We start from the raw sequence: 25,361 nt of genomic DNA, 5'->3' as shown, positions 1-25,361 counted from the left end.
GCCCGACGTTTCGCCGATCAGGACGGGAAGAGGGCTCGTCCGCGTCGGCGGATGAGGGAGACGCCCCAGCCGCACATCTTACCCGATCCGGGAGCCGGTTGCCATGAGCCCTAGCCGTCGACGGATGGCCCTGATGTTGACTTTCCTCGCCATTCCCATCAGCGTTTACGGATGCGCCCATCGCCGCCAGATCCACTATCCGGGCAGGCCCGGCGCCCCGGTCCGGGTGGACACCACCAAGGGGGTCCGCGTCCGCGCCCCGTTCGTCGACGTCCAGGTCCCGGCCCGCGAGCCGACCCTGGACATCGACGGGATCGAGCCCGAGGACGACTGAGCCGCGATCACCCCGCCCGGCCCGCCCTCCCGGCCCGGATGAGCAGGCCCGCGAACCCCAGCAGGCCCAGGATCGAGGCCGCCGCCCCGGCGCGGAACGAGGCCGGCCGGTAGGTGTAGACCAGGCGGTGCCGGCCCTCGCCGACCGCCGCGCCCCGCATCAGGTAGTTGGCGCGGAGGATCGGAGCCTCGCGGCCGTCGATGGTCAAGTGCCAGCCGGGGTAGTACAGGTCGGACAGGATGACCAGGCCGGGGCTCCGCATGGTCACGTCGATCTCGACCCGCCCCGGCTCGTGGTGCGTAATGATGGGCGTCTCGGTCGGCAGGGTCGGCCCCTTCGATAGGTTGACGCCCGGCGTCGTCCGGTCCGCCCGATCCAACCGGGCGACCCGGCGGAGATCCTCCACGGGACGCCCCGGGATGTTCCAGATCTTGTCGCCCCGATAGAGCATCTCCAGCAAGTCGCGGGCGGCGTCGGCCTCGGGCCGCCCGGCCAGTGGCTCCACGAACCTCGCATCGTGCACCACCCAGGCGCGGGGGAAGGCGTCGCGGTTGCGGAGGACCTGGAAATCGCGGCGCTCGACGTAATCCTCCATCCGCCGGGCGCCGTCGGGGCCTCGGAACGCCTCCGGCGGGGGATAGATCTGGTCGGTCCCTTCCAGGAGCGAGGCGTACCCCCGCGTCGCATCGGCCCAGCCGTCGGGCCGGGTCGGCAGGATGAAGTAGCGCGCGTTCCAGAGGTCGAACCCGCGACGGGGCGCGACGACGATCCGCCGGCCGGGCTCGATGCCGAGCATCTCGGCCCCCCCGGCATCGACGGCGCGGCGGAACGGCGCGAAGAACCAGTGGTATTCGTTGACCTCGGCCACGCCGAAGGTCTCGGCATATTCCAGCCCCCAGAGCAGCCCGTACTTCGGCATCAGCGTATCGGCCTCCCACCGGACCATCGTGGACAGCCGGTCGGGGGCCGTGCGCCTCATCCATTCTCCCGGGTTCCAGAGCGGGAGACGATGGATCCGGAACGGGCCAGGGCTCGGGTCCCGGCGCTCGGCCTCCTCGATCACCCCGGCCGCCTCGGGCTTGGCGTCGAACGTCGCCTGGGGGGCGGAGACCACCGCGGGCGCATTGGCCAGGGCGAGGTCCAGGGTCAGGCCGATCAGGGCGACCGCGGCGACCCGACCCGGACCGATCCGGGACCGGGCCGCCCACGCCAGGCCGATCGCCAGGGCGAGCGCAACCGCGGCATGGGTCAGCCCGTCGCGGATCTCGGCGAACGAACCCGCCGGGTCCAGCGGCCCCATCGGCCCCGATCGGAAGGCCTTCGCCGCGATCAGCCCGATGATCGGCCACCGGAAGGCCACGGCCGAAGCCAGCCCGACCAGGGTGACCGCCAGCAGGACGGCGGCGATCCGGGCCGCGCGGCCCGAACGCCCCGTGGCGAGCTGGTCCCACCCCAGGCCCGCCAGGCCGGCCAGCCCCGCCAGCGCGATCGGGAAGGCCTTGGCCGGGAACCGGAACTGGCCGAAGCCGGGCAGGGCGTGGGCCATCGCCCAGTACGGCGAGCCCCAGGCGTCGGGCCACCGCCCGTCGGCCCGGAACGCCGCCATGTCGGGGGGGTCGTGGGGTCCCAGCCGGCCCGATACCCCGGGGATCCAGCGGATCCACCACAACGGCCCGCCGAACTTGCCCAGGGCCACCACCAGCCCGACCGCCGCCATCGCCGTGAGCCAGCCCCGCCAGGCCGGCCCGCCCCGGAACCCCATCGCCCCCAGCCCCAGGACCAGCACCAGGGCCCCGGGGTAGAGCGACGGGAACCACTGGAGGTTGGTCCCGTTCAGGTCCAGGATCGCATCCATCCAGGCCCGGCTCCCTCGGTGGATCCCCCCCGCGACGTTGGGCCAGGCCAGTCCGGGGAGATACTGAGGCTCGATCGACAGGTCGAACGCCTCGTGCTGCTCGTTGACCCGCGCCGCGCGATCGGTCTGGGCCATGAACTCGGCGACCGGCACGAGCTGGGCGCCGGCCATCAGCGCCGCCAGGAAGGCCGCGCCGGCCAGTCCCAGGAGCCGCGATGAGGCCTCCGACTTCCGGCCCCGCCACCCCGCAACCACCAGCGCGACGACCGCCCCGGCCCGGGCCAGCAGGGCCAGGGGTGAGGAGATGTCCGCGGGCCCGGGCATCCCGTCCGGCCGCGTGGACGCCTCGTACAACGCAAGGCGATGCGACGACTCGACCGCCGCCAGGCCCCAGAACGCAGCCAGGACGCCGGCCGCGATCGCGATCGACCGAGCCCGGGATCGGGACATCGACCCGGCCCAGGCGAGGCCCAGCGCGTAGCCGCCGGCGCAGAGCCCGATCAGGTAAGCCCCTTCGGGGTCGCCCCCCAGGACCATCATCGCCAGGGCCGCGGCCAGCCACGGCGGGCCGTCGCGGCGGCCCTCGCGCACCCAGCGGTCGACCGCCCGCAGCCCCCAGGGGATCCAGCCGGCCCCGACCAGATAGATGATGTTGCACGACATCGACAGCACCGGCCCGCTGAAGGCATAGCCCAGCCCCCCCACGGCCGCGCCGGCCGGGCTCACCCCCCATCCCCGGAGCAGCGCCATCATTCCGCCGAAGGCCAGGACGACGTGGGCCACCGCGTAGATGCGGACGGCCGTCGGGTAGGGGAGAGCCCCGAAGATCAGGAGCTTGGGGGGATAGAGGACGGCCGCCGTGGGGTTGCCAAGCAGGGGCATCCCGGCGTTCTCGCCGTCGTCCCACAGCGGCCAGCGGCCGGCCGCCCATTCCGCCTGGACGCGGTGATAGAGCGGATAGTAGTACATCCCGGCGTCGCGGAAGGAGAACTGCTCGCCCCGGAACAGGACCCGGCCGAAGCAGGCGGAGACCAGCGCCGCCAGGCAGGCGGCGATCAGGATCGGCAGGGCAAGGCGTCTCATCCGCGGGGTCCTCGGGCGGCGATGCGTGCGCCGAGGGGCGGCCGGGAATCCGCCCGGCCGTTCCCCCCCGGGCGGGCCGGCGTTATATTAACCTCCGATGGGCGTGCGACGGCAATCGTTGGGCGGAAGCGGGCGCGGGAGGTCGGCGGTGAATCGATTCGTCCTGGGTTTCAAGCTCCTGTGGATGAGCTGGACCGATGCCGTGTTCGCCGGGCGGGCCGAAAGCCTGCTCGCGGCCGAGCCCAAGGGCCCCGACCTCCGGGTCCTGGCGGTCCTCCAGCGTGACGGCCGCCTGATCGACTTCCTCCAGGAAGACATCGACCCCTACCCCGATGACCAGATCGGGGCGGCGGTCCGCGACATCCACCGGGGCTGCCGCAAGGCGCTCCGCGACTACCTGACCATCATGCCGATCCTGCCCGGGATCGAGGACGAGACGGTCACGGTCACCCCCGAGTTCGACCCCGCGGCGATCCGACTGACCGGCAACGTCCAGGGCGGCCCGCCGTTCACCGGAGTGCTCAAGCACCACGGCTGGCGGGTCGAGGAGGTCCACCTGCCCGCGCTGCCCGGCGCCCGCGACGACTCCTCGGTCCTGGCACCGGCCGAGGTCGAGATCGGCTGACGGCCGGGCCGGACCGGTCCGGGAGCGGGTTGCCTCAGTGCACCCGCTTGAGCCACCCGTGCTGGTGGAAGGAGAATAGGTTCCGCTTCCAGCGATCGTCCGAGACGAAACGGGAGTCTTTCGCGAGGAACTTCTGGACCGATTCCATCGGCCCCGGCCCGTGACAATCCAGGGCCGGATGCCCGTTGATGTTCGTGTCCTCGACCACGAGATATGAGCCGATCGCCACGAATTCCGGGTAGATCCCCAGTTCCCGGGTGACATGGGGCTCGGAGTGGTCCGAATCCAGGATCACCATCCCCTGCGGCACCGGCAAGAGGGCCCGGACGGCATCGACTGTGGATTGGTCGGTGGACGAGCCCTCGACGAGCCGGATCCGGGGATGGTCGATGGTCCGCGCCTCGGCCGAGATTTCGATGTCGATGCCGATCACGATCTGCGACGGATCCGCCTTGAGGAGATCGAGCAGGCTGGCGTAATAGAGGAGCGAGCCCCCGCCGAAGATCCCGGTCTGGAGGATGAACGGCGGCCTCAGCTCCGTGATCAGCTCCTGGTAGAGCTGGAGGTCGAACGGGTTCTGGAGGATGCGCTTCCCCAGGAACTTGTTCGCGGCCCACGTGTCCGGCGAGTGGTACCAGAGTTTATGGAACCGTTCGATCGTCCGGGCATCCTGCCAGTCTCGCAGTCCCTGCTGGGCCCGTTTCGGCATCAATCTCACAGGGTTGAACATGCGGGTTCCCGACGGTGTGATTGGCAGGAGGTGATGGACCGCGAATCTCGGCCTGAGGGATCAGGTCCGGGATCACCGATGAGAATCAGAACGATCCCAGGTCATCTTCGGCATGCGCCTGTCGCGGAAGCACAATGTATCGTGCGGACATCCCCTGATCAACCATGTCTCGGCCATGTGCGGATCCCAATGATCCACGATCCCGGCCCCCTGGTCCGCGCTCGCGCGCGGGTGGCCTCGGGCCGATCGCCATCATCCGAGGCCGAAGCTGGTCGGCAGTCCTCACCTGACCGATGGTCCCCGGTCGGCCTATAATCCGGCCTGGGCTGGGATGATGCGGGCCGGGGTCCGGGATGGGAGCGTGGCGATGTGGAGAGGTTTCGCGAAGACGGCGGCGGCCACGGCCCTCTGGAGCGTGGTCCACAGCGCCCTGGCCACCCCCCGGGCCAAGCGGAAGGCGGCCGAGTGGCTCGGCCCCCGCGCCGAGGCCGGGCTGTACCGGGGGTTCTACAACGCCCAGTCGTGCGCGACCCTGGCCCTGCTGATCGTCTACATCCGCGGCCTGCCGAACCGGGAGCTTTACCGGGCCCGGGGCCCGCTCGCCCTGCTGCTCCGGTCCGGGCAGGCGGCCGGCCTCTTGGGGATGGCCTGGACCGCCGCGCACATCGGCCCGGGTCGTTTGACCGGCCTCGATGGGCTGGCCGCGATGGCGCACGGCGGGCCCGTCCCCCCGCCCGCCGAGGGGCACGGCCCGACGCCCGAGTTCGGCGGGGCGCTGCCCGCGACCGGCCCGTTCCGCCACACCCGGCACCCGATGAACGTGGCCATGCCCCTGGTGATGTGGCTGAACCCGAGGATGACGACCAACTACCTCGCCTTCAACCTCGTGGGCCACGCCTACCTCCTCCTCGGCTCGGCCATCGAGGAGGCCCGGATGCGGGCCACGTTCGGCGACCGCTACGACGCGTACCGGGCGAAAGGCGTCCCGTTCTACGTCCCCTCCGCGACGGCCGTCCCTGACGACCGCTGATCCGGCTCAATCGCGGAACGGGGAGGCGGCGATCATCTCGCAGAAGTCGGGGCGGACGTAGCCGGGGAGCTTCCGGGCCATCACGTCGGCCTTGATGTTGCCGAAGGCGGTCTCCGGCTTGTGGATGATCCCCGCGGCGAAGGCGTCGATGATCCCCCGCTTGAAGTCGACACGCGGGAATGCCGCCAGGACCTGTTCCCGGGCCTCGTCCGTGATCTCGTCGTAGCCATGGCCTACCACGTCGAGTTCCACCCCGGCCAGGACCAGGGCGACCTCGGGCTTCTTCCAGCGGGGGATGCCCGGCGTGGTGTGCAGGGCGATCGCGTCCCAGACGAGGTCGACCGACGCCTCGGGCACGCCTTGGCGGCGGAGGAACGCGGCGGCGGCATTGGCCCCGTCGACTTCGAATCGCTCCGTCTTGCTGCTGTACTTCGGGGTCAGGCCCATGTCGTGGAAGATGGCGCCGATGTAGAGCAGCTCCGGGTCTGGCACCAGGCCGAGCCGTCGGCCCCGGAGCGAGCCGAACAGGAAGACCCGCAGCGAGTGGTCGAACAGGAGTTGCGACTCGGTGTCGCGGACCAGCTCCGTCGCCTCGCGGGCCATCTTGCTGTCGGGGATCGCAACGCCTGCCACATGGGTCGGGAACATGGGTCGGGCTCCTTCGGGTTGGGATCAGGGGACGGGGGAGGGTGCGGCCGAGCCGGAGGTCGTCCGGAACCGGCCCCGGTAGTCGTGGGGGGCGACGCGGATCGTGCGGAGGAACGAGCGCCGCATCACGTCGGCGGAGCCGAATCCGCTCTCCCTGGCGACCCGTTCCAGGCCGGCGTCGGTCTCCTCCAACCGGCGGCGGGCGGCGTCGACCCGGAGGCGTTCGACGAATCGGGCCGGGGTGGACCCGATCTCGCGGGCGAACACCCGGGCGAAGTTCCTCGGGCTCATGTGCGAACGGGCGGCCAGGGCCTCGACCGACAGGTCGTCGCGGAGGTGCCCGGCGATCCAGTCCTGGAGATCCCGCAACGCCCGGCGGTCGGCCGAGTTCAGTTCGAGCAAGGGGCTGAACTGCGACTGCCCTCCCGGCCGTCGGACGAACAGGACGAGATGGCGGGCGATCGCCGTCGCGGAGGCCCGGCCCAGGTCCTCCTCGACCATCGCCAGGGCCAGGTCCATGCCCGCCGACACCCCGGCCGAGGTCGAGACGTGGCCGTCCCGGACGAAGATCGCGTCGGGCTCGACGGTGATCGACGGGTACTCCCGGGCCAACCGGTTGCACCAGCGCCAGTGGGTGGTCGCCTTCCGGCCATCCAGGAGGCCCGCCCCGGCCAGCAGGAACGCCCCGGTGCAGACCGACCCGACCCGCCGCGCCCGGGGGGCCAGGTCCTGGAGCCACCCCGGGAACGACGGGTCCCGCGACGCCTCCCGGACCCCGACCCCGCCCGGGATCAGCAGGGTGTCGATTTCCCCGCGAAACCCCGCGATCGGGCCCCCGGTCGCCAGCACCAGCCCGCTCGACGTGACGACCGAGTTGGCGGGGGTGGTCGAGGCCAGCTCTACGCGATAGGCGGCCTCCTCCTCCCCGCCGGTCGCCTCGACCAGCGAGGAGAACACCTCGGCCGGCCCGGAGACGTCCAGCAGGTTGACGCCGGGGAAGGCCACGATCACCACCCTCCGGACCCGTTCGGGGCCGACCTTCGCATCGCTCATGGATCCAGCCCTCTCGATGACATCCCGATGATAGGGGCCCGGATGCTGTCAGCAATGACAGGAATCCGACGAATCCTGCCATCCCGGCGTGGTCGTCCCGCAACGAAATCGGGAAACGCGCGGCAAATCGTGGTAAACTGGCGGGATCGGGCGGCACGCGCGTCCCATTTTTTCGGAGGACGCCCCGGACGGGAGAAGGCCCCATGTCTCGCTATGTCGTCGGCATCGACCTGGGGACCACGAACTCCGCCCTGGCGTATGCCGAGGCCGGGTCGGAAACGCCGTCGATCCGCCCGTTCCCGATCCCCCAGGTGGTCGCATCCGGCGAGGTGGGCGATCGGCCGGTCTTGCCGTCGTTCCTCTACCTGCCGGGGGCTAAGGAGTTCCCCGCCGGGGCGCTCGACCTCCCCTGGGCCAAGGCCCCGGGCCGGGCCGTGGGCTCGTTCGCCCGCGATCAGGGGGCCAAGGTCCCTGCGCGATTGGTGGGCTCGGCCAAGAGCTGGCTGTCGCACGCCGGGGTCGACCGCCGGGGTCCGATCCTGCCGCCGGACGCCCCCGACGACGTGACCCGGATCTCCCCGGTCGAGGCGTCCACCGCGTATCTCGCCCACCTCCGATCGGCCTGGGACGCCGCCCACCCGGCCGACAAGCTCGCCGATCAGGCCGTGTTCCTCACCGTGCCGGCATCGTTCGACGCGGCGGCCCGCGACCTCACCGTCGAAGCGGCCCGCGCCGCCGGGCTGGAGAAGGTCACGCTGCTGGAGGAGCCGCAGGCCGCCTTCTATGCCTGGCTGGCCGCCCGGGGCGACGGCTGGCGGAAGCAGGTGAAGGTCGGCGACCTCTTGCTGGTCTGCGACGTGGGGGGCGGGACCACCGATTTCACCCTGATCGCCGTGACCGACCAGGGGGGCGAGCTGGGCCTGACCCGTCTGGCCGTGGGCGACCACATCCTGCTGGGCGGCGACAACATGGACCTCGCCCTGGCGCATGCCGTGGGGGCGACCCTCCCCGGAGGGATGGACGGGCTGGATGCCGTCCGGCGGGCGGCACTAGGCCACTCCTGCCGGATCGCCAAGGAGACCCTGTTCGCCGATGCCTCGGCCAAGGCGGCGCCGGTGGCGGTGCTGGGCCGGGGGTCCAAGGTGATCGGCGGGACCCTCAAGGCGGAACTCGCCCGCAAGACGCTCGACTCGGTCCTGCTGGACGGCTTCTTCCCGCCCTGCGCCCCGACCGACGAGCCGGCGCGGGCGCGGCGGCTCGGGTTCACCGAGATCGGCCTGCCCTACGCCTCCGACCCGGCCGTGACCCGCCACCTGGCCCGGTTCCTCCACCGCCAGGCCGCGTCGCTCCACACCGGGGGGCCGCTCGCCAGGCCATCGGCCATCCTGTTCAATGGCGGGGTGTTCAAGGCGAAGGAGCTGCGGGCCCGGGTGATCGAGGTGCTGTCGGGCTGGGTCGGGTCGCCGGTGCCCGACCTCAACGCCGCCGACCACGACCTCGACCTCGCCGTGGCCCAGGGGGCGGCCTATTACGGTCTGGCCCGGCAAGGGAAGGGGATCCGGATCCGGGGCGGGGTGCCCCGGGCCTATTACGTCGGGGTCGAGACCCCGGCCCCGGCCGTCCCGGGGGTCGCGCCGCCGATCAAGGCCCTGTGCGTGGTCAAGATGGGGACCGAGGAGGGGACCGAGGCCGACGTGCCCGGCTCCGGCTTCGGCCTCGTCGTGGGCGAGCCGGCCGAGTTCCGGTTCCTGGGCTCGACCACCCGCCGCGACGACGCCCCCGGCACGGTGCTCGACCGCTGGTCGCCCGAGGAGTTGCAGGAACTCGCCCCGCTGGAGACCGCGCTGGTCGCCGAGGACGGGGCCCGCGCCGGCGACGCCGTGCCGGTGAAGCTCCACGCCCACGTCACCGAGGTCGGCACGCTCGACCTCTGGTGCGCCAGCCTCGCCGACGACCGGCGCTGGAAGCTCGAATACAACGTCCGCGACCCGGCCGAGGGCTGATCGAGTTGGTGAATTATCTCAAAGCAAGTTCTCACATTAATACTTTAATGTGTTTGACGGATGCTGCTATAACCCTTGCCTGGGTTCAACCAGCGATTTGTGCCTTGCGGAGTACGGCATGTCCAAAGACCGATTTATAGGTACTTGCCCTTGTTGTGGCTATCTATCAATCGAGAACTACTGGGACTTTTGCCATATTTGCGAATGGCTGTATGATCCGACCGAGTTGGATCCTGATCTCGTGGGGAGCGCAAATCGCATTTCGCTCCGCGAGGCGCAGCATAATTTCCAGAAATTTGGCGTCATCAAAGAACCCTTTGCAGATAAGCCCGATCCTCCCGGGCCGGATGATATCAAGGACCCCGCCTGGAGGCCTTTCGATCCGCCAGCGGAGGAGCCGCAGGATTTTGAGAACACAGACGCGAACTGAAGTCGCACTAGATCTCTTGATAAGGACGAATTTTCGCATGGCTTTGGAAGACACCCTGACGACCGAGGCGAGGAATCCCCTCTCCGAAGGGCTCGACGCGATGACGGCCGCGCAGATCGTGGCCCTGATGAACGACGAGGACGCCAAGGTGATCGCGGCCGTCCGGGCCGAGTCCGAGGCGATCGCCCGGGCTGTCGAGGTCATCGCCGATCGGTTCCAGAAGGGGGGGCGGCTGATCTACGTCGGCGCCGGGACCTCGGGCCGGCTCGGGGTGCTGGACGCCTCGGAGTGCCCGCCCACGTTCAACACCCACGCGTCGATGGTCGTCGGCCTGATCGCCGGGGGGCACACCGCCCTGACCACCGCCGTGGAAGGGGCCGAGGACGACCGCGAACGGGGCCGCACCGAGCTGACCGACCTCAAGGTGTCGGCCAACGACGTGGTCGTCGGCATCGCCTCGTCGGGCCGCACGCCCTACGTCCTGGGGGCCATCGACGCGGCCAAGGGGGTCGGGGCGTTCACGGTGGGGATCGCCTGCAACCGGCCCAGCCTGCTGGGGAATGCCGCCGACCTGGAGATCGCCCTGGTGGTCGGCCCGGAAGTCCTGTCCGGCTCGACCCGGCTCAAGGCGGGCACCGCGACCAAGCTGGTGCTGAACACGCTGACCACCGGCGCGATGGTGCTGATCGGCAAGACCTACGGCAACCGGATGATCGACCTGCGGCCGAGCAACGAGAAGCTCCGGATCCGGACCCGCCGCATCCTCCGGGAGCTGGCCGGCATCGACGACGAGGCGGCCGGCGCGCTTCTGGCGCGATCGGGGGGGCAGCTCAAGGTCGCGCTGGTCGCCGCCCTGGCCGGGGTGGAGCCCGACCGGGCCGGGGAGTTGCTGGATCAGAATCATGGCCTGGTCCGCGACGCCGTCCGGGCCGCGACCGGCGGGGAGGTTTGAGATGGGGACGACCGCGCCCGCGTTGCTCGGGATCGACGGCGGAGGGACATCGACGTCGGCCTGGCTGGCCGACGCCGAGGGCCGGGTGATCGGCCGGGGCCTGGCCGGGGCCTCCAACATCAAGGCGATCGGGGCCGACGCCGCCCGGGCGGCCCTGGATCGCTCGATCCGGGGGGCGTTCGACGACGCCGGGCTGGAGGTCGGGCCGGTCGCGGTCTCGTGCCTCGGCCTGGCCGGGTTCGACCGCCCCGAGGACCGGCAGTGGCTCGACGACTACGCCCGGGGCACGGCCTGGGCCCAGAAGCTGATCCTGGTCAACGACGGCGACCTCGTGGTCGCGGCCGGGACGCCCGAGGGCTGGGGGGTGGCCGTGATCGCCGGGACCGGGTCGATCGCCGTGGGCCGCACCCCGGACGGCCGGACCGCCCGCTCCGGCGGCTGGGGGCCGCTGTTCGGCGACGAGGGGAGCGGCTACGCGGTGGCCCTGGCCGGGCTCCGCCGGGTCGCCCAGCACGCCGACGGCCGCGCCGTCGAGGCGTTCGAGCGCGACCCGCTGTCGATCCGCCTTTGCGAGGCGCTGGGCATCGCCGACCCCTCGGAGCTGGTGTCGGCCGTGTATCGGCCCGACGTCGACCGCACCCGGATCGCCGCGCTGGCCCGCGCGGTGGTCGAGGCCGCCGAGGAGGATCGGGCCGTATTCACCGACATCCTGGAGCCGGCCGGCGTCGAGCTGGCGCGGATCGTCGCCGCCGTGGCCCGGCGGCTGGGGTCGCGGTCGGGCCCGCTGCCCCTGGCGATGGCGGGGGGGTTCCTGCTGACCTGCAAGGCCGTCTCCCGCGTGCTGATCCACCGCCTGACCGAGTGGGGCTACGAGGTCCAGGCCACGCCGGTCCGCGAGCCCGTGGAGGGGGCATTGGTGCTGGCCCGCCGGGGATTGGAATCATGAGCCGGACGGCCACCGGCCTCGACGTCTGGGCCGCCGACCAGTTCCGGGACCTGCGCGGGCTGCGGGTGGGGGTGATCGCCAACCCGACCTCGGTGGACCGGCGGATGCGGCACCTGGTGGACCTGCTGGCCGCCGCGCCGGGCGTCACCCTGTCCGCCCTGTTCGGCCCCGAGCACGGCATCCGGGCCGACGCCCAGGACATGATCGGCGTCGAAGGGTCGACCGACGGCAAGACCGGCCTGCCGGTCCACACCCTCTACGGCTCGGCCGTCGAGAGCCTGACGCCGACGGCCGAGCAACTCGCGGGCCTGGACGCCCTGGTGTTCGACGTCCAGGATGTCGGCAGCCGCTACTATACGTTCGCCGCCACGATGCTCTATGCCATGCGGGCCGCGGCGCCTCTGGGGCTGCGGTTCTTCGTCCTGGACCGGCCCAACCCGATCGGCGGGACGCAGGTGGAGGGGCCGACGATCCGCCCCGGGTACGAGAGCTTCGTCGGCGCCCATCCGATGCCGATCCGCCACGGGATGACGGTCGGCGAGTTGGCCCGGCTGTTCCGCTCCGACCTCGCCATCGACATCGACCTGACGGTCGTTCCGTGCGAGGGGTGGTCGCGCGGCATGCTCTGGGCCGACACCGGGCTGTCGTGGGTCGCCCCGTCGCCCAACATGCCCACGCCCGACACGGCCCTGGTCTATCCCGGGGGGTGCCTGATCGAGGGGACCAACCTGTCGGAGGGGCGGGGGACCACCCGGCCGTTCGAGTGGTGGGGGGCGCCGTGGATCGACCCCGATCCTTTGGCCGACCCCGACGCGGCGACGATGGCCGGGGCCTACCCGCGGCCGGCGGCGTTCCGGCCGGTGTTCCACAAGCAGGCCGGGCAGACATGCTTCGGCGTGCAGCCGCACGTCCACGACCCGGCCGCCTTCGCCCCGGTCGCCTGCTACACCGCGTTCCTGGCCGGGGTCCGCCGCCAAAGGCCCGACCTGTTCGCCTGGCGGACCGAGGCCTACGAGTTCGTGTCCGACCCGATCGCCATCGACTTGCTCTACGGGTCGGACCGGGAGCGGTTGCTGATCGAGTCCGGCCCCTCGGCCGGGGACATCGCCGACCTCCGGAGGGAGTGGGGACTTGACGAATCGGAGTTTCGCGCCAGGCGCGAGCCCTTCCTCTTGTATGGCTGAGCGAAGTTCGCCTGGATGTTTTCGCGAGGATCGTCGATATCAGACCTTCGGCACCCGATTCGGTCGAGGTTGATCCCGGAGGTCCCGCATGGATGCGCTCGCGATTGCGAACCGTGATATCCCCTTCGCGGCGGTCCGCGACCGCATCCGGCCCGGGTTCGAACTCCTGATCGTGGTGGGGTCGCTGGAGGCGTCGCTGTGGCACCTCCGGGAGGCCGGCCCGGCCTGGCTCAACACCGCGGCCCACGTCCTGGCGGTGGCCGCGATCTGGTGGTCGTGGGATCGCCGCCGGAGGTCGAGATCGGTGGTTCCAACCCCGCCGATCCCGGCCCTGAAGGCGTGGGGGTCGACGCTGGCCGTCTGCCTCGCCCTGTCGGCGATCCTCCTGTTCGCCGCCCAGTTCGTGGGGGATGGCAACGAGACCTACGAGTTCCTGTTCCTCGACAAGCCGCCGATGAAGCTGCTCGAATGGGGCGTGGGCAAGTTCCTCGCGGCCCTGGGGCAGCAGCTGGCCCTGCAGCTGTTCCTGTGGCCGGTCTGCTTCGAGCTGACGCGAGGGCGGGCCTCCGGGGCGATCGCCGCCGGGGCGATCTTCGGCCTGATCCACCTGCCGAGCCCGACCCTGGTGGCCATCACGTTCCTGGCCGGGGTGGCCTGGATCGCCCTGTACCAGCGGATCGGGCGGATCGCGCCGCTGGTGGCCTCGCACATGATCCTGGCGATCCTGGCCCACGGCGCCCTGCCCGAGCGGCTGACCTACGACCTCCGCGTCGGCATCTCGGCCGCCGTCGACATGAAGCGGTTCGAGAACCTGAACGACCCGAAGGTCCGGGCCATCAATTACCGGCTCAAGGTCCACCGGGCCGACCTGCGGCGATTCTCGTCGCAGGCCTATTTCGACCGGCAGGGCGGCACCCAGGCAGGCTACATCCGCGGGCTGTACCGCGACATCCTTGGCCGCCCGGCCACCCAGGCCGACATCACCTTCTGGATGACCCGGCCCAAGAAGCCGTCGCGCGACGAGCTGGCCTCGTTCTTCCTGGCCAGCGACGAGTACGCCGCGATCTACGAAGGCACGCCGATCGCCGAGGCCCCCACGACGAAGCGGCATCGTTGACCGGCGTCATTCGGGCCGGCTAGCATGATCCCTCGATCAGCTCGGGGAAATCCTCGTCGTGCCCGATCGATATGGCGAGGGGCGAGCCGTCCATGTTTCTCTATTGGGCCTGCCTCGGCTTCTACGCGAGCATCCCTTTCTTCGTACTCCGGTCCGTGGATGCGAAGAACCTGTGCGGCCCGTTCCGGCTCGGTTCCGTCCGCACGTTGGCGATCCTGGTCGGGATCGTGGCCTGCGATGCGGGCTTCGTGATCCGGATCCATCACCGCTACAGAGAGGATGCCCTGGCCTTCCTTGCCGTGGACCTGTCGATCATCGGGGCCACGGTCGCCGTCGCCGCGCTGGCCAGGCTGACCGTCTCGGGCACGTTGGCCCTGTCCTGGATCCTGTCCGCGTTCGCTTTCTTGATCGCGCTCTTCTCGTCCGACGATTGAGCCCACTGGAGGTTGCAAGCGATGGAAGGGCCTGATGCGACCGGCGCGGATCGCTTGCTCATCGAGGGGGCCGTCTCCCGACCGATCGGCTTCACGTGGGCCGACCTGGCGAGCTTGCCCGAATCCGACCAGATCCTCGACGTCTCGCGGCTCAATCCGGCACGGAAGGGCGACGGGGTGACGCTCGACGCCCTGATCGCGCCGGCCGGACCGAGTCCGGGCGCCTCGCGGGTGATCCTCCACGCCGACAAGGATGACTTCCACGTCGCGCTTCCCCTGGCCGCCATGCTCGTGCGGGCGATCGTGATCTACCGGCTCGACGGCGGGCCGCTCCCGGCCGGGAAGGGGGGCCCGTTCCGGGTCATGGTCCGCGACGCGGAGGCATGCGGGACCGACGAGTTGGACGAGTGCGCCAACGTCAAGTACCTGAGCCGGGTGGAGATCGCCTGATTTGCCGCCCGGCCTAGGGCGTCCGATCCGGGGAGGGAGCGACGGCCGAGGGCATCGATCACCGGGATCGCCGGTGGACGAGCCAGAGGCCGCCCATGAGGAGCCCGAACATCGCCATCCCGGTCGGCTCGGGGGTGGGGATCGCCGGTTGAATCTGGACGTTCACCATTACCAACTGGTCGGTCCGCCGGCCGGTCGCCGAGGCGGAGACCTGCACCCGCTCGGGATGCGCGGCCAGATCGATGAGTTCGGGCGGCAGCTCGCGGATCGGGTCGGCGACAGAGCCGGGGTAGGAGGCGATCCGGCCCTCTTGGAGCATCCCGTCCAGCGAGACGTGTGTGCTGAAGGGATCACCGCCCCATCCATAGACGCCCGAGGCGGTGCCGGAGAGGATGACATCGGCGGGGCGGTTGTCGCGCTGCCAGGACCAGTTAGCCGGGTCGGCGATCTCGGCCGGGGTGGGGATCTTGAAGGTGACGTCCACGGCCGAGGTAAATGGCCGGCCCGGTTCGGGAGGGGAGGTTACAGGCCCGGCTTCGACCCGGGGCAACGAGATTCCCGACCCGACTACCTCGCCTTGCCCGGTCACATAAGTGGATGCGAAATGGCCGTCGGCCGGCAGGTCGATGATGCGCCCCTGGGCGCCATCCTCGATCCGCACCCGGATCCAGATGGGCGAGGCGTGGGCCGCCGACGCGATCAGCAGGGACGCGACCAGAGGGAGGATCGTTCGGGCTCGTCGGAGGTTCATGGACGTTCCCTCGAAGGGCGAGATCGCGTGGGAGTCGCAGGCGACGGCAAGGCGAGCGGGATTTTTCCCGTTGCGGGCCGGGCGGTCAAGTCGAGTTGCGGATCATCCCCGTGCCCCGATACGCCCGGGGGCGATCGCTCCTCGGCGGGGACGACATCGGCCGGGGCGTGGGGCTGGATTGTTCAGCGCCACCAGCCGAGCAGGTCGCCGAGGCGGAGGGTGAGGATCGCGATGGCGACGGCGGCCGAGGCGACCACGGCGAGCAGGACGCCGGCCGCGGCGATCTCGCGGGCGACCTTGAGCCGGGGCTCGTCGGGGTCGCCGATGGCGCGGGCCAGGGTGTCCACGGCGCTGTGGTTCAGCTCGGCCAGGACGATCAGGGAGAATGCCAGCACCAGCAGGCACCAGCCGTGCGGGGAGACCCCCAGCAACGCGGCGGTCACGGAGACCAGGAGGACCCGGTAGCCGTGGGCGAAGAAGCTGGAATCCCCCCGCGAGGCGTGCTTCAGGCCGCTGAGGCCGGCCAGGAGCTTCTCGCGGAGCGTCCGCCGCCCGGCCCGGGCCCGCCACGCCTCCGACGCGTCGAACGCGGCGAGGTCGTCGAGCAGCGGGTCGAGGGGCTCGGTGGGCGCGGGGGCCGGTTCGGCGTATTTGGTTCTCATGGTCGATCGCGTCAGGGTTATTCGACCGGGGCGAAGCGGGTATCCACCCGCGACAGGCCGGACGCCGACCCGACCCGCATGTTCGGGCTCAGGCGGGGCGAGATCTCGAACACGAATTGATACATGTTCTGCAGGGGGCTGACCGCCAGCCCGACCGAGGTCAGGTAGTCGGCGCCGATCCGGGTCAGCGAGCCGCTGGCGCCCAGCAGGAGCTTGTTGCCGAAGTCGTAGGTCGTGGCCGCCGTGCCGTACCACTTCGGGCTGAGCCAGTAGGTGTACGAGGCGTTCAGGGCCGACGTGGCGATCGGCCCGGTGTTGACGATCGAGTAGCCGACGAAGATGTTCCCCTTGGGGATCCGGGTGATCGACACGCCCGAGGTGATGATCCGCAGGCCGAACGGGTCGTTCTTGCCTTCCGTGGGGTTGTTGACGTACGGGGTGCCGGCGATCTTGAAGAACTCGAACCAGCCGTAGGAGACGAAGCTGGTGCGGTCGCCGATGTACCACTCGTAGTTGTAGAAGTTCTGCCCGAACGGCTTGTTGAAGTTGTCGCGGGCGGCGTTGGGGAAGTACGTCGTGTCGAGGTCGAAGACCATGTAGTCGGTGATGTGCCGCTTGCCCTCCTGCCCGCGCCGGGTCTGGAGCCGCTGGTGGATGCCGAGGTTCAGGGTCTGGATCGACGCCTGGACGTCGGTCGTCCCGGTGATCGGCGAGAGGCCCCGGCGGAGGATCAGGTTCCGGGGGTCGTACTGGGCCGGCAGGAGCCCGCCCACGTAGTTGGTCAGGGCGAAGTAGCGGCGGGTGTACTCGTAGGTGTTGTCGTCGAGGTCGTCCTGGACGCCGATGCTGTTGAGCCCGACGTTGGAGTACGAGGTCCGGTAGTTGGCGACGAAGTCGATCTTGTGGTTCAGGCCGTGGAGGTTGAACAGCTCGCTCTCCACGGTGGGGAACGCCTTCCAGACCATGATGTCGGCGCGGGCGCCGCCGGCCCCCCAGTAACGCCCGACCGCGTTGCCGCTGATCTGGTTGTTCCAGCCGACCAGCTGCCCCTGGAGATAGGGGGTCACGCGGAGGAAGTTGAACTTCAGGGGCGCGTCCAGCTCGTGGGCCGTGAAGATACGCCCGCTCTCGAACCGGCCGCTGGTGTTGGTGACCGGGTCGATCGGCAGGAAGGCGAACAGGGTCGGGTTGTTGACCTCGGCCGCCGTGTGGACGTTGGCGTAATCCACCCCGGTGTGCTGGAAGTAGTTGAGCCGGTCGCCGAACAGCGAGTCCCCGAGCCGGTAGTAGTCGAGCTTCGGCAGCCACTGGGTCTCGGTCTGGAACTTCTGGAGGTTGACCTCGGCCTGCGCCGTGATCGCGGTGTTCTCCTTCTGCTTGATCAGGTAGAGCAAATTCTCCTGGTCCAGCCCGGTGTCGAACAGCCGCTTGAAGTACTGCTCCAGGAAGTTGCGGTCGGAGGTGAAGCCGATCTCGGCGTTGAGCCGGAAGTCCTCGTCGAGCGGGGCGTCCTTGCTCAGGAACGACTGCATGTGGCGGAGCGTGACCCGGCCCCGGAAGTCCTGGTAGGTGGGGTTGGAGATCCGGGAGAAGCCCGCCTTGCCCGCCGCGTTGTCGTTCGGCCCGTTGGTGATGATCGCCGGCCCGCCGCCGAGGACGTCGCGCGCCCCGTCGAACAGCCCGTACAGGTCGAAATAGCCGGCGTAGTTGGTCAGCCGCGAGGGGGTCTTGTTCTTGCGCTGATTGAACGGATCCTTGATGTCATTGATGAGGTCCCCGCCGTACCAGCCCAGCTCGCTGCCCAGGGCGATGCCATAGCCGGTCTTCTTGGCGCGGGCGCTGAGATAGTCGACGTCGAGGTTCCAGTTGTCGAACTGGGGCGGCCGCCGCATGTTCAGCAGCTTGAAGACGTTCCAGTCGGTCCGGACCTGCTGGCCGAAGAAGTTGTTGGTGGCGAACGACAGCCCCTGGAGCGGCGGGTCGAGGTCGTCGGCCTCGGCATAGAACCGGGGGAAGTAGAAGACCGGGACGGGGCCGAAGAAGAAGAAGTTCTGCCGGGCGTCGATCAGCCAGGTCAGGTCTTCCTTGCCGAACGGCTTGTCGGGGTTCTCCTCGTCGGGGATCGCCTGGGCGTTGACCACCTGCCGGAGGTCGAGCGACCGGCTGGTGAAGCGATAGCCCGGCTTCGCGAACCGGCTGCCGGTGGTGACCGACTGCTCGGTGTTGATCTCCGGCAGGGCGCTCTCGATCATCTGGCCGTTGGCCGCCGCCACCAGGGGGTGATACTGGAGGACGCGGGGCGACTTGAACTTGATCGGGGCCACGAAGCCCGGGGCGAAGACCTCGACCTGGGCGTTCACCGCCAGCAGGCGGTCGCGGCCGAAGTCATAGTAGGCCCGCTCGCCCTCGAAGGTCTTCTGGTCGCTCTTGCCCTGGAGCCGGAGCGCATCCTGGCGGACGATGACGTGGCCTTCGAGGTAGACCTCCATCGGGTCCGCGTCGTTGTCGATGAACTGGTTGTTGAGGTCGAGCCTCTGCGCCGGCCGGTCGGGCTTGGGGTGGCGATAGATCACCACGTTGTCGGCTTCCAGGTCGTTGATCCCGCGTTCGGGGGACCGGGTCTGGAGGTTCACCCCGCCCCGGATGATCACGATCTGCGAGCCGTCGGCCTGGACGGGCAGGGTCTCGATCTCGATCTGGCCCGTGCCCAGGGGCCGGACGGTCGTCACCCTTTGCGATCCGGGCTGGATCGGCACGGGCGTGTCCGGTGCGGCCTCGGGGGCCGGTCGCGGCGCCGGGGTGCCGTCGGGCAGGGGCTCCAGGGTCGTGCCCGGGGCGAACGGCTCGATGGTGGGCGGCTCGGACGACGGCCCGAACGGCTCCCCCTCGGGGACCAGGGCGGGGCCCGGCAGCGGCTCGCCCTCGGCGGGCAGCTCGACCTGGGGCGGGGACCCCAGGTCGTCGGCGAACCCCTTCTCGTCGGCGAAGCCCCGGTCCTGGGAGAACTGGGTCGCCAGGATCGACGCGTCGGCGGGGGCGGGGGCGGCCTCCGCCGGCTCCGCGACCGGCAGGGCGGCCGGGGTCCCGGGGGTCGCCGGCTCCATCCCGGCCACGTCGACGGCCGGCTCGGGGGCGGGGGGCGCGGCCCCGGTCGGGTCGATGGCCGGCGCGGCCTCCTGCTTCGGGAAGGCCCGGGCCAGCAGGGGCAGGCCCCGGGGCGGGACGGCCAGCTTGTGGAGGCCGTCGGGCACCCGGGCGTCGATGTGGACCTCGGCGGACGTGGCCAGGGTGGCCTGGTCGTCGGGCCGGGTCGAGCCCCGGACCTCGGGCGTGCGCACCGACCCCTCGGCATAGTAGGAGACCCGCCGGATCGAGCCCGGGTCGTCCCCGTTGCCGATGCGGACCACGATCCGATCGGCCCGGAGCGATGAGGCCCCCTGGGCCACCTCGGCCTGATCTTCGAGCAAGGCCCAGCGGTCGCCCTCGTCGCCATCCCAACACTGGACGCGATCGGCGGTCAGCCGGACCGGATCGCCGATGCTTCCCTTCCAGGAGGATGGAGGCGCCGCGGGGGCGAACTCGTCCTCACCTCGTGCGGTCGCCGATGCGAGCACGAGGGCGATCGGGAGAAGCCAGGCGATCGCGCGACGAAGTCGGCGGTCATCCGTCTGGTCGTGACCCGGCACGGCACCTCCCTACAACCAACGTCCGAAGCCCGAAGGGCCCGCCGTCCTTGGCAGGCCCATCGATCGCCCCGCATCGCTTGTCTCGGGAGTACGTCGGAGGTGTGTCGACGGTCGGGGGCAGTCGGCGGGCAAGGTAGCCGGATGCCCCGGGACCGTCAACCCGAGTCCGAAGCCCACCGGGCGAGCCCCGGCCCGCCGGGCAGGCCCCGGGGAAAGGGGAGGGCGAGGATCGGGGGCCCGCCGGCGAGGAAGCCGTGAGCCGGGAATCCCTCTGGGCCCCGCCCCGGCGAACGGATCGCCGACCGCGAAAATCAGCGGCCCGGCCGGCCCCCACCAGGTCCGGCCGGGCCGCTGGCTTCCCCGTTCGACGTCGATCCGCCGGCCCGGCTCGAACCGCGCCGGGCGTCGGCGACTGGTCATTCCTGAACCGGTCGATCGGCCCCGGGTCGCGGCCCGACCGGCTCCACCGACGCCCGGAACGGCCCGCAGGAGGCGTGGCCGCGGGGTTAGCACCTGTCCGCGAGACGCCCGATTCATTAGAATGGACGGAATACGGATGGTCGGGCAACGTCGGGTGACATCGGGGGTCGAAGCAGTTGAAAGTCCTCGTGATTGGCAGGGGCGGGCGTGAGCATGCCATCTGCTGGAAGCTGAAGCAGTCGCCTCGCGTGACCGCAGTGTTCTGCGCCCCGGGGAACGCCGGGACGCACGCCGATGCCCAGAACGTCGCGATCGAGCCGACCGACACGCGTGGCCTGATCCAGTTCGCCCGCCGCGAGGGGATCGGCCTGACCGTGGTCGGCCCCGAGGAGCCGCTCACCCTGGGCATCGTCGATGCCTTCCAGAAGGAAGGGCTGCGGATCTTCGGCCCGCGCCGGGACGCCGCCGAGCTGGAAGGCAGCAAGGTCTTCGCCAAGGAGATGATGCGCCAGGCGGGCATCCCCACGGCCGACTATCGCCTGTTCCGGCAGGCCCCGGACGCCGAGCACTACATCCTCTCCCGCGAGGTCTCCCTGGTGGTCCGGTCCAAGGGCCGGTCCACGATCCGCAGCGCCATCGCCTGCCGCACGGCCCAGGAGACGCTCGACGCGATCGACCGGATCATGGACCCGCGCGAGATGATGGGGCCGGGCGTCCAGGTCGAGCTGGAGGAGAAGGGGAAGCGTCGCGCGTTCAGCACCGCGGGCGAGGCCAAGGACTACGTCCTGGGCCGCCCCCTGGGCCTGGTCCTGAAGGCCGACGGGCTGGCTGCGGGCAAGGGGGTCTACGTCTGCGACAACCTCCGCCAGGCGCTCGTGGCGATCGACGACATCATGGTCCGCCGGATCTACGGCAAGGCGGGCGACAAGCTCCTGCTGGAAGAACGCCTGGACGGGCAGGAGACCAGCATCCTGGCCTTCACCGACGGCCGCACGATCATCCCCCTGGTCTCCAGCCAGGACCACAAGCGGGCCTACGACCATGACGAAGGGCCCAACACCGGCGGGATGGGGGCCTACTCCCCGGCCGAGATCGTCACGCCCGAGCTGATGGAGCAGGTCGAGAGCGAGATCCTGGTGCCGATCGTCCACGCCCTGAAGCGGGCCCGCCGGCCGTTCAAGGGGGTCCTCTACGCCGGGCTGATGCTCACCAACCAGGGGCCCAAGGTCCTCGAATTCAACGTCCGGCTGGGCGACCCGGAATGCCAGGCGATCCTCATGCGCCTCAAGTCGGACCTGCTCGACGTGTTCGAGGCGGTCGTCGACGGGACCCTGGATCGGATCAACCTCGAATGGGACCCGCGGCCGTCGGTCACGGTCGTGATGGCCTCGGAGGGGTATCCGGGCTCGTACGATCGGGGCCGGATGATCAACAACCTGGAGCAGGCCGAGCGGATGAAGGACGTCAAGGTCTTCCACGCGGGCACGTCCCTGCGGAACGACCCGACGCTGGCTTTGGGCCGCGACACCCGCGCCGTGACCGATGGCGGGCGCGTCCTGGACGTGACGGCGATCGGCGACACCCTGGCCGAGGCCCAGGCCCGCGCCTACGAGGCCACCCGCGCGATCCGGTTCAACGGGGCCTGGTATCGTCGCGACATCGCCGACCGCGCCCTGAAGGCGGCGACGCCCCCGACGGCCGCCCCGGACGCCTGACCCGCACCCGATGATCAACGGCCCGCCCCTCGACCTGTCGGGTCGAGGGGCGGGCCGTGTCGTGCGCCATTTTCGGGTCGGGGCTCAACCCCGACGGTAGAGCCGGCGGATGCCGGGCAGGCGGCTCGGCGTGGGCTGGCCGAAGGGGCGCTCCGTCACGTTGGGCGGCGAGACCGGGCCGTTCTTCAGCTTGACCGTCTGGGCGTAGAACGCCCGGTTGGGCCGCTCGGGGGTCGCCAGGGTGTTGTCGATCACCCCCTCCACCTTGGCCAGGATCCGGCCGCCGGGGAGGAATGCATCCTGGTCCGAGGCGGTCAGGGTGGTGTCCGTGGGATCGATGACCTGGGCATAGGGCTGGACCGACGCGGCGAAGACGGAGTCGGTGATGTCGCCCGCGATGAACGCGGTGATCTGCCCCCGGTTCTGGGCCGTGGGGGTGGGGATCGTCGCGGCCGAGGCGAAGTTCGGCTGCGTCAGGTTGGTGGTCGCCGTCGACAGGATCGAGGTCAGGTTCTGCACGTAGCCGGAGAGGAATTGCGAGTTGGCCACGTCGCCGCCGATCGACAGGTTGCCGATCATCCGGTCGGAGACGACCCGGGAGCTCAAGGCGCCCCGGTTGGCGTACAGGTTCTCGATCGCCGAGGAGAAGATCGAGACCGTATCCAACCCCCGGCCGAATTTGAGGTTGCGGGAACCGTTCGGGGCCAGGACGGTGAGGTTGTTGGTCTCGCCCCCGACGTAGAAATCGGAGATCTTGTCGTTGGTGAACGTCGTGAAGTTGGTCGCATCGCCGCCGACCCGGATGAAGCCGATCTGCCCGGTGATCGCCCCGGTGGGGTCGGGCAGCGAGGCCACGATGGTGCCGCCGAGGAACGCGGCGGCTTCCGGGGCGACCGCGGTGTTGCCGTTGATCTGATCGGCCTGGAACAGGTTGATCCGGCCGGAGACGTTGAAGATGACGCTGTCCTGGGTCGGCGGGTTCGTGGCCCCCGAAGTCCCGGCCGTCCCGGCCTGGCCGTTCGACGTGACCGTGTTGACCACGATCCGCGTGCCGTTCTGGGCCGGCAGCCCGAGCGTGACCCGGAACTGGTCCGAGGTCCCGTTCAGGGCCGGACCCTGGGCCGGGTCGGTGCCGAAGAACTTGGTCGCATCCACCCCGCCGAACCGGAGCGAGTTGATGCCGTTGGGGATGTTGATGGCGGCCACCGGCTGGGTGGCCGTGCTCGGCACCGTGGGGTCGGTCACGCCCAGGTAGAAGTCGGGCATCTTGATCGAGAGCAGGCCCTGGGGGATCGACGTGAGGGGGTCGATGTTGGGGCTCTGGTTCAACTCCTGGAAGAAGACCCGGCCATCCCCGACCCCGGACTTATCCACCCGGCCGATCAGCTTCGTCTTCAGGCTGTCGGTGCCGGAAATCGTGATCGACTTGATTTCGGTCGCGGAATCCAACGCCCCGGGATTGCCCGACGCGTCATCCTGCTTGACGACCTGCAGCGTCCCCGGGCCCTTCAGGTCGAGGGTCCAGCGGTCCCCGGCGCTGTTGATGCCGGTCAAGGAGGCCGCCAGCAGTTGCCGACCCTCCAAGCTTTCCGCCGAAGGTCGGAGGGCCCGAGAGCGCATGGGGTGATTCCACTTCGACATCGGAACAGACTCCCTTCCTCGAGATCGCGGCCCGGATCGGGTGCGAGCCGGGCGTGATGGCGACCTCGCGGCGATCACGCCCGCCAGGCCAAAAACCGGCCACCCGCCCGCCCCCTGCCTCGGATCGCGAACCTCTCCACCGACCAACGAACCTTTCCTGGTTATCGTCGATCCAACCCGCACCCTTGAACCATTCGGAAAAATCCGACAAATTAGAAGGGAAGGACGGGACAATCAATCAACCACGCAAGCAAGGATGTTCGCTCGATCGGCCGGCAAGGCCTGCCCGGGCCGGCGGAAGAAGGATGAGATGGAGCGGAATGCGAAGAATCGGCGGCGCCGGCCGTCGATCCAGATCACCATGGGGCGCGCGACCCGGCTCCATCGCCTGGTGACGCTGCTGTCCGAGGGGCCGATCGCCCGGGATGCCCTGATCGCCCGGCTGGCGTTCGGGCTCCGGACATTCTATCGCGAGTTGGATTTGCTCAAGCGTTGCGAGATCCGGGTCGAGCGGGAAGGGTCGAGCTATCGCCTCCGCGCCACGGTGGCGGAGGCCGAGGCCCGGATGCCGTTCCCCAACCCGCAGCTGAGCTTCGCGGAGATGGCCGAGCTTGCGCGGCATCCCGGCGAGGCGGCGGCCCGGCTCGCCGAGATCTACCGGGCGGTCGTCGAGCCCAAGGTCGCCCCGGCCCGGCGGCCGCGGAAGAGGCCCGGCCGTTGATCGCCGGGCGGGCGTCGGTCGCCGGGGCGGGGCAGGTGGGTCGGCCTCAGCCCATGATCGTCCTCTTGATCCCGGCCTTCAGGCCGGACACGACCGAGGAGAATTGCCGCCGGGCCTTCTCCAGGGGCATCATGACGTTGCCCTTGAGGACCTCGTCGGGCCGGGCCCGGAAGATCGTCGAGTGCGCCTCGCCCGTCCAGTGGGCCGGGGCCTCGGAGGTGTAGTAGTAGGCGGCGAACGACTTGCGGGACCGGCCCTCGGGACACTTCACCGCGGTCACGCCGTGGTAGCTGACCTCGTTGGTCTCGAAGACGACGCAGCGGTTGAAGATCGGCATGAACGAGTGGTGGCACTCCTTCACGTCGGCGTCCCACAGCTCGATGTTGCCGCCGTACTCCGGCTTCCAGTCCTTGTTGAAGTAGATCAGGATATTCAGGCGGCGGTGCAGGGCGCGTTCTTCGATGTAGTTGAAGTCGACGTGGACGTCCAGGTGCCCGCGAGGCCCCGTCTGGTGGATCCCGCCGCCGACCAGGTCCGGGTCGGGCAGGAGGTTGGGGATGTCGAAGACGTAGGACATCAGCCCGGTGAACTCGGGCGACGCCAGGGTCCGATTCAGCTCGGCGACCGGCTCGGCGAAGGCGGACGAGTCGGTCACCTGGACCTTGCCCCGTTCGTTCACCGCCTTGAAGGACTTGCCGACCTTCATGGCGTCCTCGAAGGAGGGGTAGGCGGCCAGGACGCTCTCGGCGAAGTCGGGCTCCAGGAAATTGTCGATGCAAAAGTTCTGCACAGGATGGGAATTCTTCACCCGGTCGCGCAGCACTTCGCGGTCGATGGGACTGATATATTTCATCGATAGCAACCTGAATTAGCGTGGGATGTTCACCATAT

The 25,361-nt window shown here is 70.0% G+C and carries 22 protein-coding genes; 13 read left to right on the top strand and 9 right to left on the bottom strand.

The features are described 5' to 3' along the window. The first annotated feature begins 133 nt into the window (after positions 1-133). On the top strand, positions 134-334 hold the full coding sequence (locus tag TA3x_RS21060) for a hypothetical protein (protein ID WP_435016639.1): 201 nt from the start codon (positions 134-136) through the stop codon (positions 332-334). Between the two features lie 7 nt (positions 335-341). On the opposite strand, the gene TA3x_RS21055 is transcribed toward TA3x_RS21060, so the two are convergent. Further along, positions 342-3,272: a hypothetical protein gene (locus TA3x_RS21055; RefSeq protein WP_435016638.1), complete on the bottom strand. Its 2,931-nt coding sequence runs from the start codon at positions 3,270-3,272 to the stop codon at positions 342-344. 148 nt (positions 3,273-3,420) lie between these two features. Here TA3x_RS21055 and TA3x_RS21050 point away from each other — a divergent pair, with 148 nt between their 5' ends. Beyond that, the gene (locus tag TA3x_RS21050; RefSeq protein ID WP_435016637.1) at positions 3,421-3,897 is read left to right on the top strand and encodes a DUF2760 domain-containing protein; all 477 of its coding nucleotides are present in this window, start codon (positions 3,421-3,423) and stop codon (positions 3,895-3,897) included. A gap of 34 nt (positions 3,898-3,931) precedes the next feature. On the opposite strand, the gene TA3x_RS21045 is transcribed toward TA3x_RS21050, so the two are convergent. Then, a complete protein-coding gene (locus TA3x_RS21045; protein ID WP_435016636.1) occupies positions 3,932-4,627 on the bottom strand; it encodes a CmcI family methyltransferase in 696 nt (231 codons plus the stop codon). A 367-nt stretch (positions 4,628-4,994) separates the two neighbouring features. Between TA3x_RS21045 and TA3x_RS21040 the strand changes: the two genes are divergently transcribed. Next, complete coding sequence (locus TA3x_RS21040; RefSeq protein WP_435016635.1) at positions 4,995-5,657, top strand: methyltransferase family protein; 663 nt, start codon at positions 4,995-4,997, stop codon at positions 5,655-5,657. Between the two features lie 6 nt (positions 5,658-5,663). Here the strand turns inward: TA3x_RS21040 and TA3x_RS21035 are convergent, their stop codons facing one another. Together TA3x_RS21035 and TA3x_RS21030 are read right to left on the bottom strand one after the other, a co-directional pair. Continuing rightward, positions 5,664-6,305 carry an HD domain-containing protein gene (locus TA3x_RS21035; protein ID WP_435016634.1) on the bottom strand — a complete coding sequence of 214 codons (642 nt, stop codon included), beginning with the start codon at positions 6,303-6,305 and terminating at the stop codon, positions 5,664-5,666. A gap of 24 nt (positions 6,306-6,329) precedes the next feature. Beyond that, positions 6,330-7,358, bottom strand: coding sequence for a GlxA family transcriptional regulator (locus tag TA3x_RS21030; protein ID WP_435016633.1), 1,029 nt, complete (start codon positions 7,356-7,358; stop codon positions 6,330-6,332). Between the two features lie 203 nt (positions 7,359-7,561). On the opposite strand from TA3x_RS21030, the gene TA3x_RS21025 reads away from it, so the two are divergent. The 8 genes from TA3x_RS21025 (at position 7,562) to TA3x_RS20990 (ending at position 14,874) form a co-directional block, all read left to right on the top strand. Further along, positions 7,562-9,361, top strand: coding sequence for an Hsp70 family protein (locus TA3x_RS21025; RefSeq protein ID WP_435016632.1), 1,800 nt, complete (start codon positions 7,562-7,564; stop codon positions 9,359-9,361). A gap of 118 nt (positions 9,362-9,479) precedes the next feature. Beyond that, positions 9,480-9,791 carry a CPCC family cysteine-rich protein gene (locus TA3x_RS21020; protein WP_435016631.1) on the top strand — a complete coding sequence of 104 codons (312 nt, stop codon included), beginning with the start codon at positions 9,480-9,482 and terminating at the stop codon, positions 9,789-9,791. 37 nt (positions 9,792-9,828) lie between these two features. Continuing rightward, positions 9,829-10,743: an N-acetylmuramic acid 6-phosphate etherase gene (murQ, locus tag TA3x_RS21015; protein WP_435016630.1), complete on the top strand. Its 915-nt coding sequence runs from the start codon at positions 9,829-9,831 to the stop codon at positions 10,741-10,743. 1 nt (position 10,744) lies between these two features. Next, complete coding sequence (locus TA3x_RS21010) at positions 10,745-11,689, top strand: N-acetylglucosamine kinase (protein WP_435016629.1); 945 nt, start codon at positions 10,745-10,747, stop codon at positions 11,687-11,689. Beyond that, a complete protein-coding gene (locus TA3x_RS21005; RefSeq protein WP_435016628.1) occupies positions 11,686-12,873 on the top strand; it encodes an exo-beta-N-acetylmuramidase NamZ family protein in 1,188 nt (395 codons plus the stop codon). The genes TA3x_RS21010 and TA3x_RS21005 overlap by 4 nt, the downstream gene beginning before the upstream one ends. An 88-nt stretch (positions 12,874-12,961) precedes the next feature. After that, positions 12,962-13,990 carry a CPBP family glutamic-type intramembrane protease gene (locus TA3x_RS21000; protein WP_435016627.1) on the top strand — a complete coding sequence of 343 codons (1,029 nt, stop codon included), beginning with the start codon at positions 12,962-12,964 and terminating at the stop codon, positions 13,988-13,990. A gap of 92 nt (positions 13,991-14,082) precedes the next feature. After that, positions 14,083-14,424: a hypothetical protein gene (locus TA3x_RS20995; RefSeq protein ID WP_435016626.1), complete on the top strand. Its 342-nt coding sequence runs from the start codon at positions 14,083-14,085 to the stop codon at positions 14,422-14,424. Positions 14,425-14,445: 21 nt separating this feature from the next. After that, positions 14,446-14,874: a molybdopterin-dependent oxidoreductase gene (locus tag TA3x_RS20990; RefSeq protein ID WP_435016625.1), complete on the top strand. Its 429-nt coding sequence runs from the start codon at positions 14,446-14,448 to the stop codon at positions 14,872-14,874. Positions 14,875-14,932: 58 nt separating this feature from the next. Here the strand turns inward: TA3x_RS20990 and TA3x_RS20985 are convergent, their stop codons facing one another. The 3 genes from TA3x_RS20985 to TA3x_RS20975 form a co-directional block, all read right to left on the bottom strand. Beyond that, complete coding sequence (locus tag TA3x_RS20985; protein ID WP_435016624.1) at positions 14,933-15,625, bottom strand: PEP-CTERM sorting domain-containing protein; 693 nt, start codon at positions 15,623-15,625, stop codon at positions 14,933-14,935. A gap of 182 nt (positions 15,626-15,807) precedes the next feature. Further along, the gene (locus TA3x_RS20980; protein WP_435016623.1) at positions 15,808-16,287 is read right to left on the bottom strand and encodes a diacylglycerol kinase; all 480 of its coding nucleotides are present in this window, start codon (positions 16,285-16,287) and stop codon (positions 15,808-15,810) included. A gap of 17 nt (positions 16,288-16,304) precedes the next feature. Further along, positions 16,305-19,973, bottom strand: coding sequence for a hypothetical protein (locus tag TA3x_RS20975; RefSeq protein ID WP_435016622.1), 3,669 nt, complete (start codon positions 19,971-19,973; stop codon positions 16,305-16,307). 596 nt (positions 19,974-20,569) lie between these two features. Between TA3x_RS20975 and purD the strand changes: the two genes are divergently transcribed. Then, positions 20,570-22,108 (top strand): phosphoribosylamine--glycine ligase, encoded by a 1,539-nt coding sequence (purD, locus tag TA3x_RS20970; protein ID WP_435016621.1) that lies wholly within the window; start codon positions 20,570-20,572, stop codon positions 22,106-22,108. 84 nt (positions 22,109-22,192) lie between these two features. Here the strand turns inward: purD and TA3x_RS20965 are convergent, their stop codons facing one another. After that, on the bottom strand, positions 22,193-23,749 hold the full coding sequence (locus TA3x_RS20965) for a hypothetical protein (protein ID WP_435016620.1): 1,557 nt from the start codon (positions 23,747-23,749) through the stop codon (positions 22,193-22,195). A gap of 256 nt (positions 23,750-24,005) precedes the next feature. On the opposite strand from TA3x_RS20965, the gene TA3x_RS20960 reads away from it, so the two are divergent. After that, the gene (locus tag TA3x_RS20960) at positions 24,006-24,470 is read left to right on the top strand and encodes a hypothetical protein (protein ID WP_435016619.1); all 465 of its coding nucleotides are present in this window, start codon (positions 24,006-24,008) and stop codon (positions 24,468-24,470) included. Between the two features lie 46 nt (positions 24,471-24,516). Here TA3x_RS20960 and TA3x_RS20955 read toward each other — a convergent pair whose 3' ends face one another. Further along, on the bottom strand, positions 24,517-25,323 hold the full coding sequence (locus TA3x_RS20955; protein WP_435016618.1) for a 2OG-Fe(II) oxygenase: 807 nt from the start codon (positions 25,321-25,323) through the stop codon (positions 24,517-24,519). Positions 25,324-25,361 lie beyond the last annotated feature (38 nt).

Origin of the sequence: Tundrisphaera macrotermitis, assembly GCF_051175315.1 — a bacterium.
Lineage (GTDB): Bacteria > Planctomycetota > Planctomycetia > Isosphaerales > Isosphaeraceae > Tundrisphaera.
This window is presented reverse-complemented; position numbering and strand designations above follow the sequence as displayed.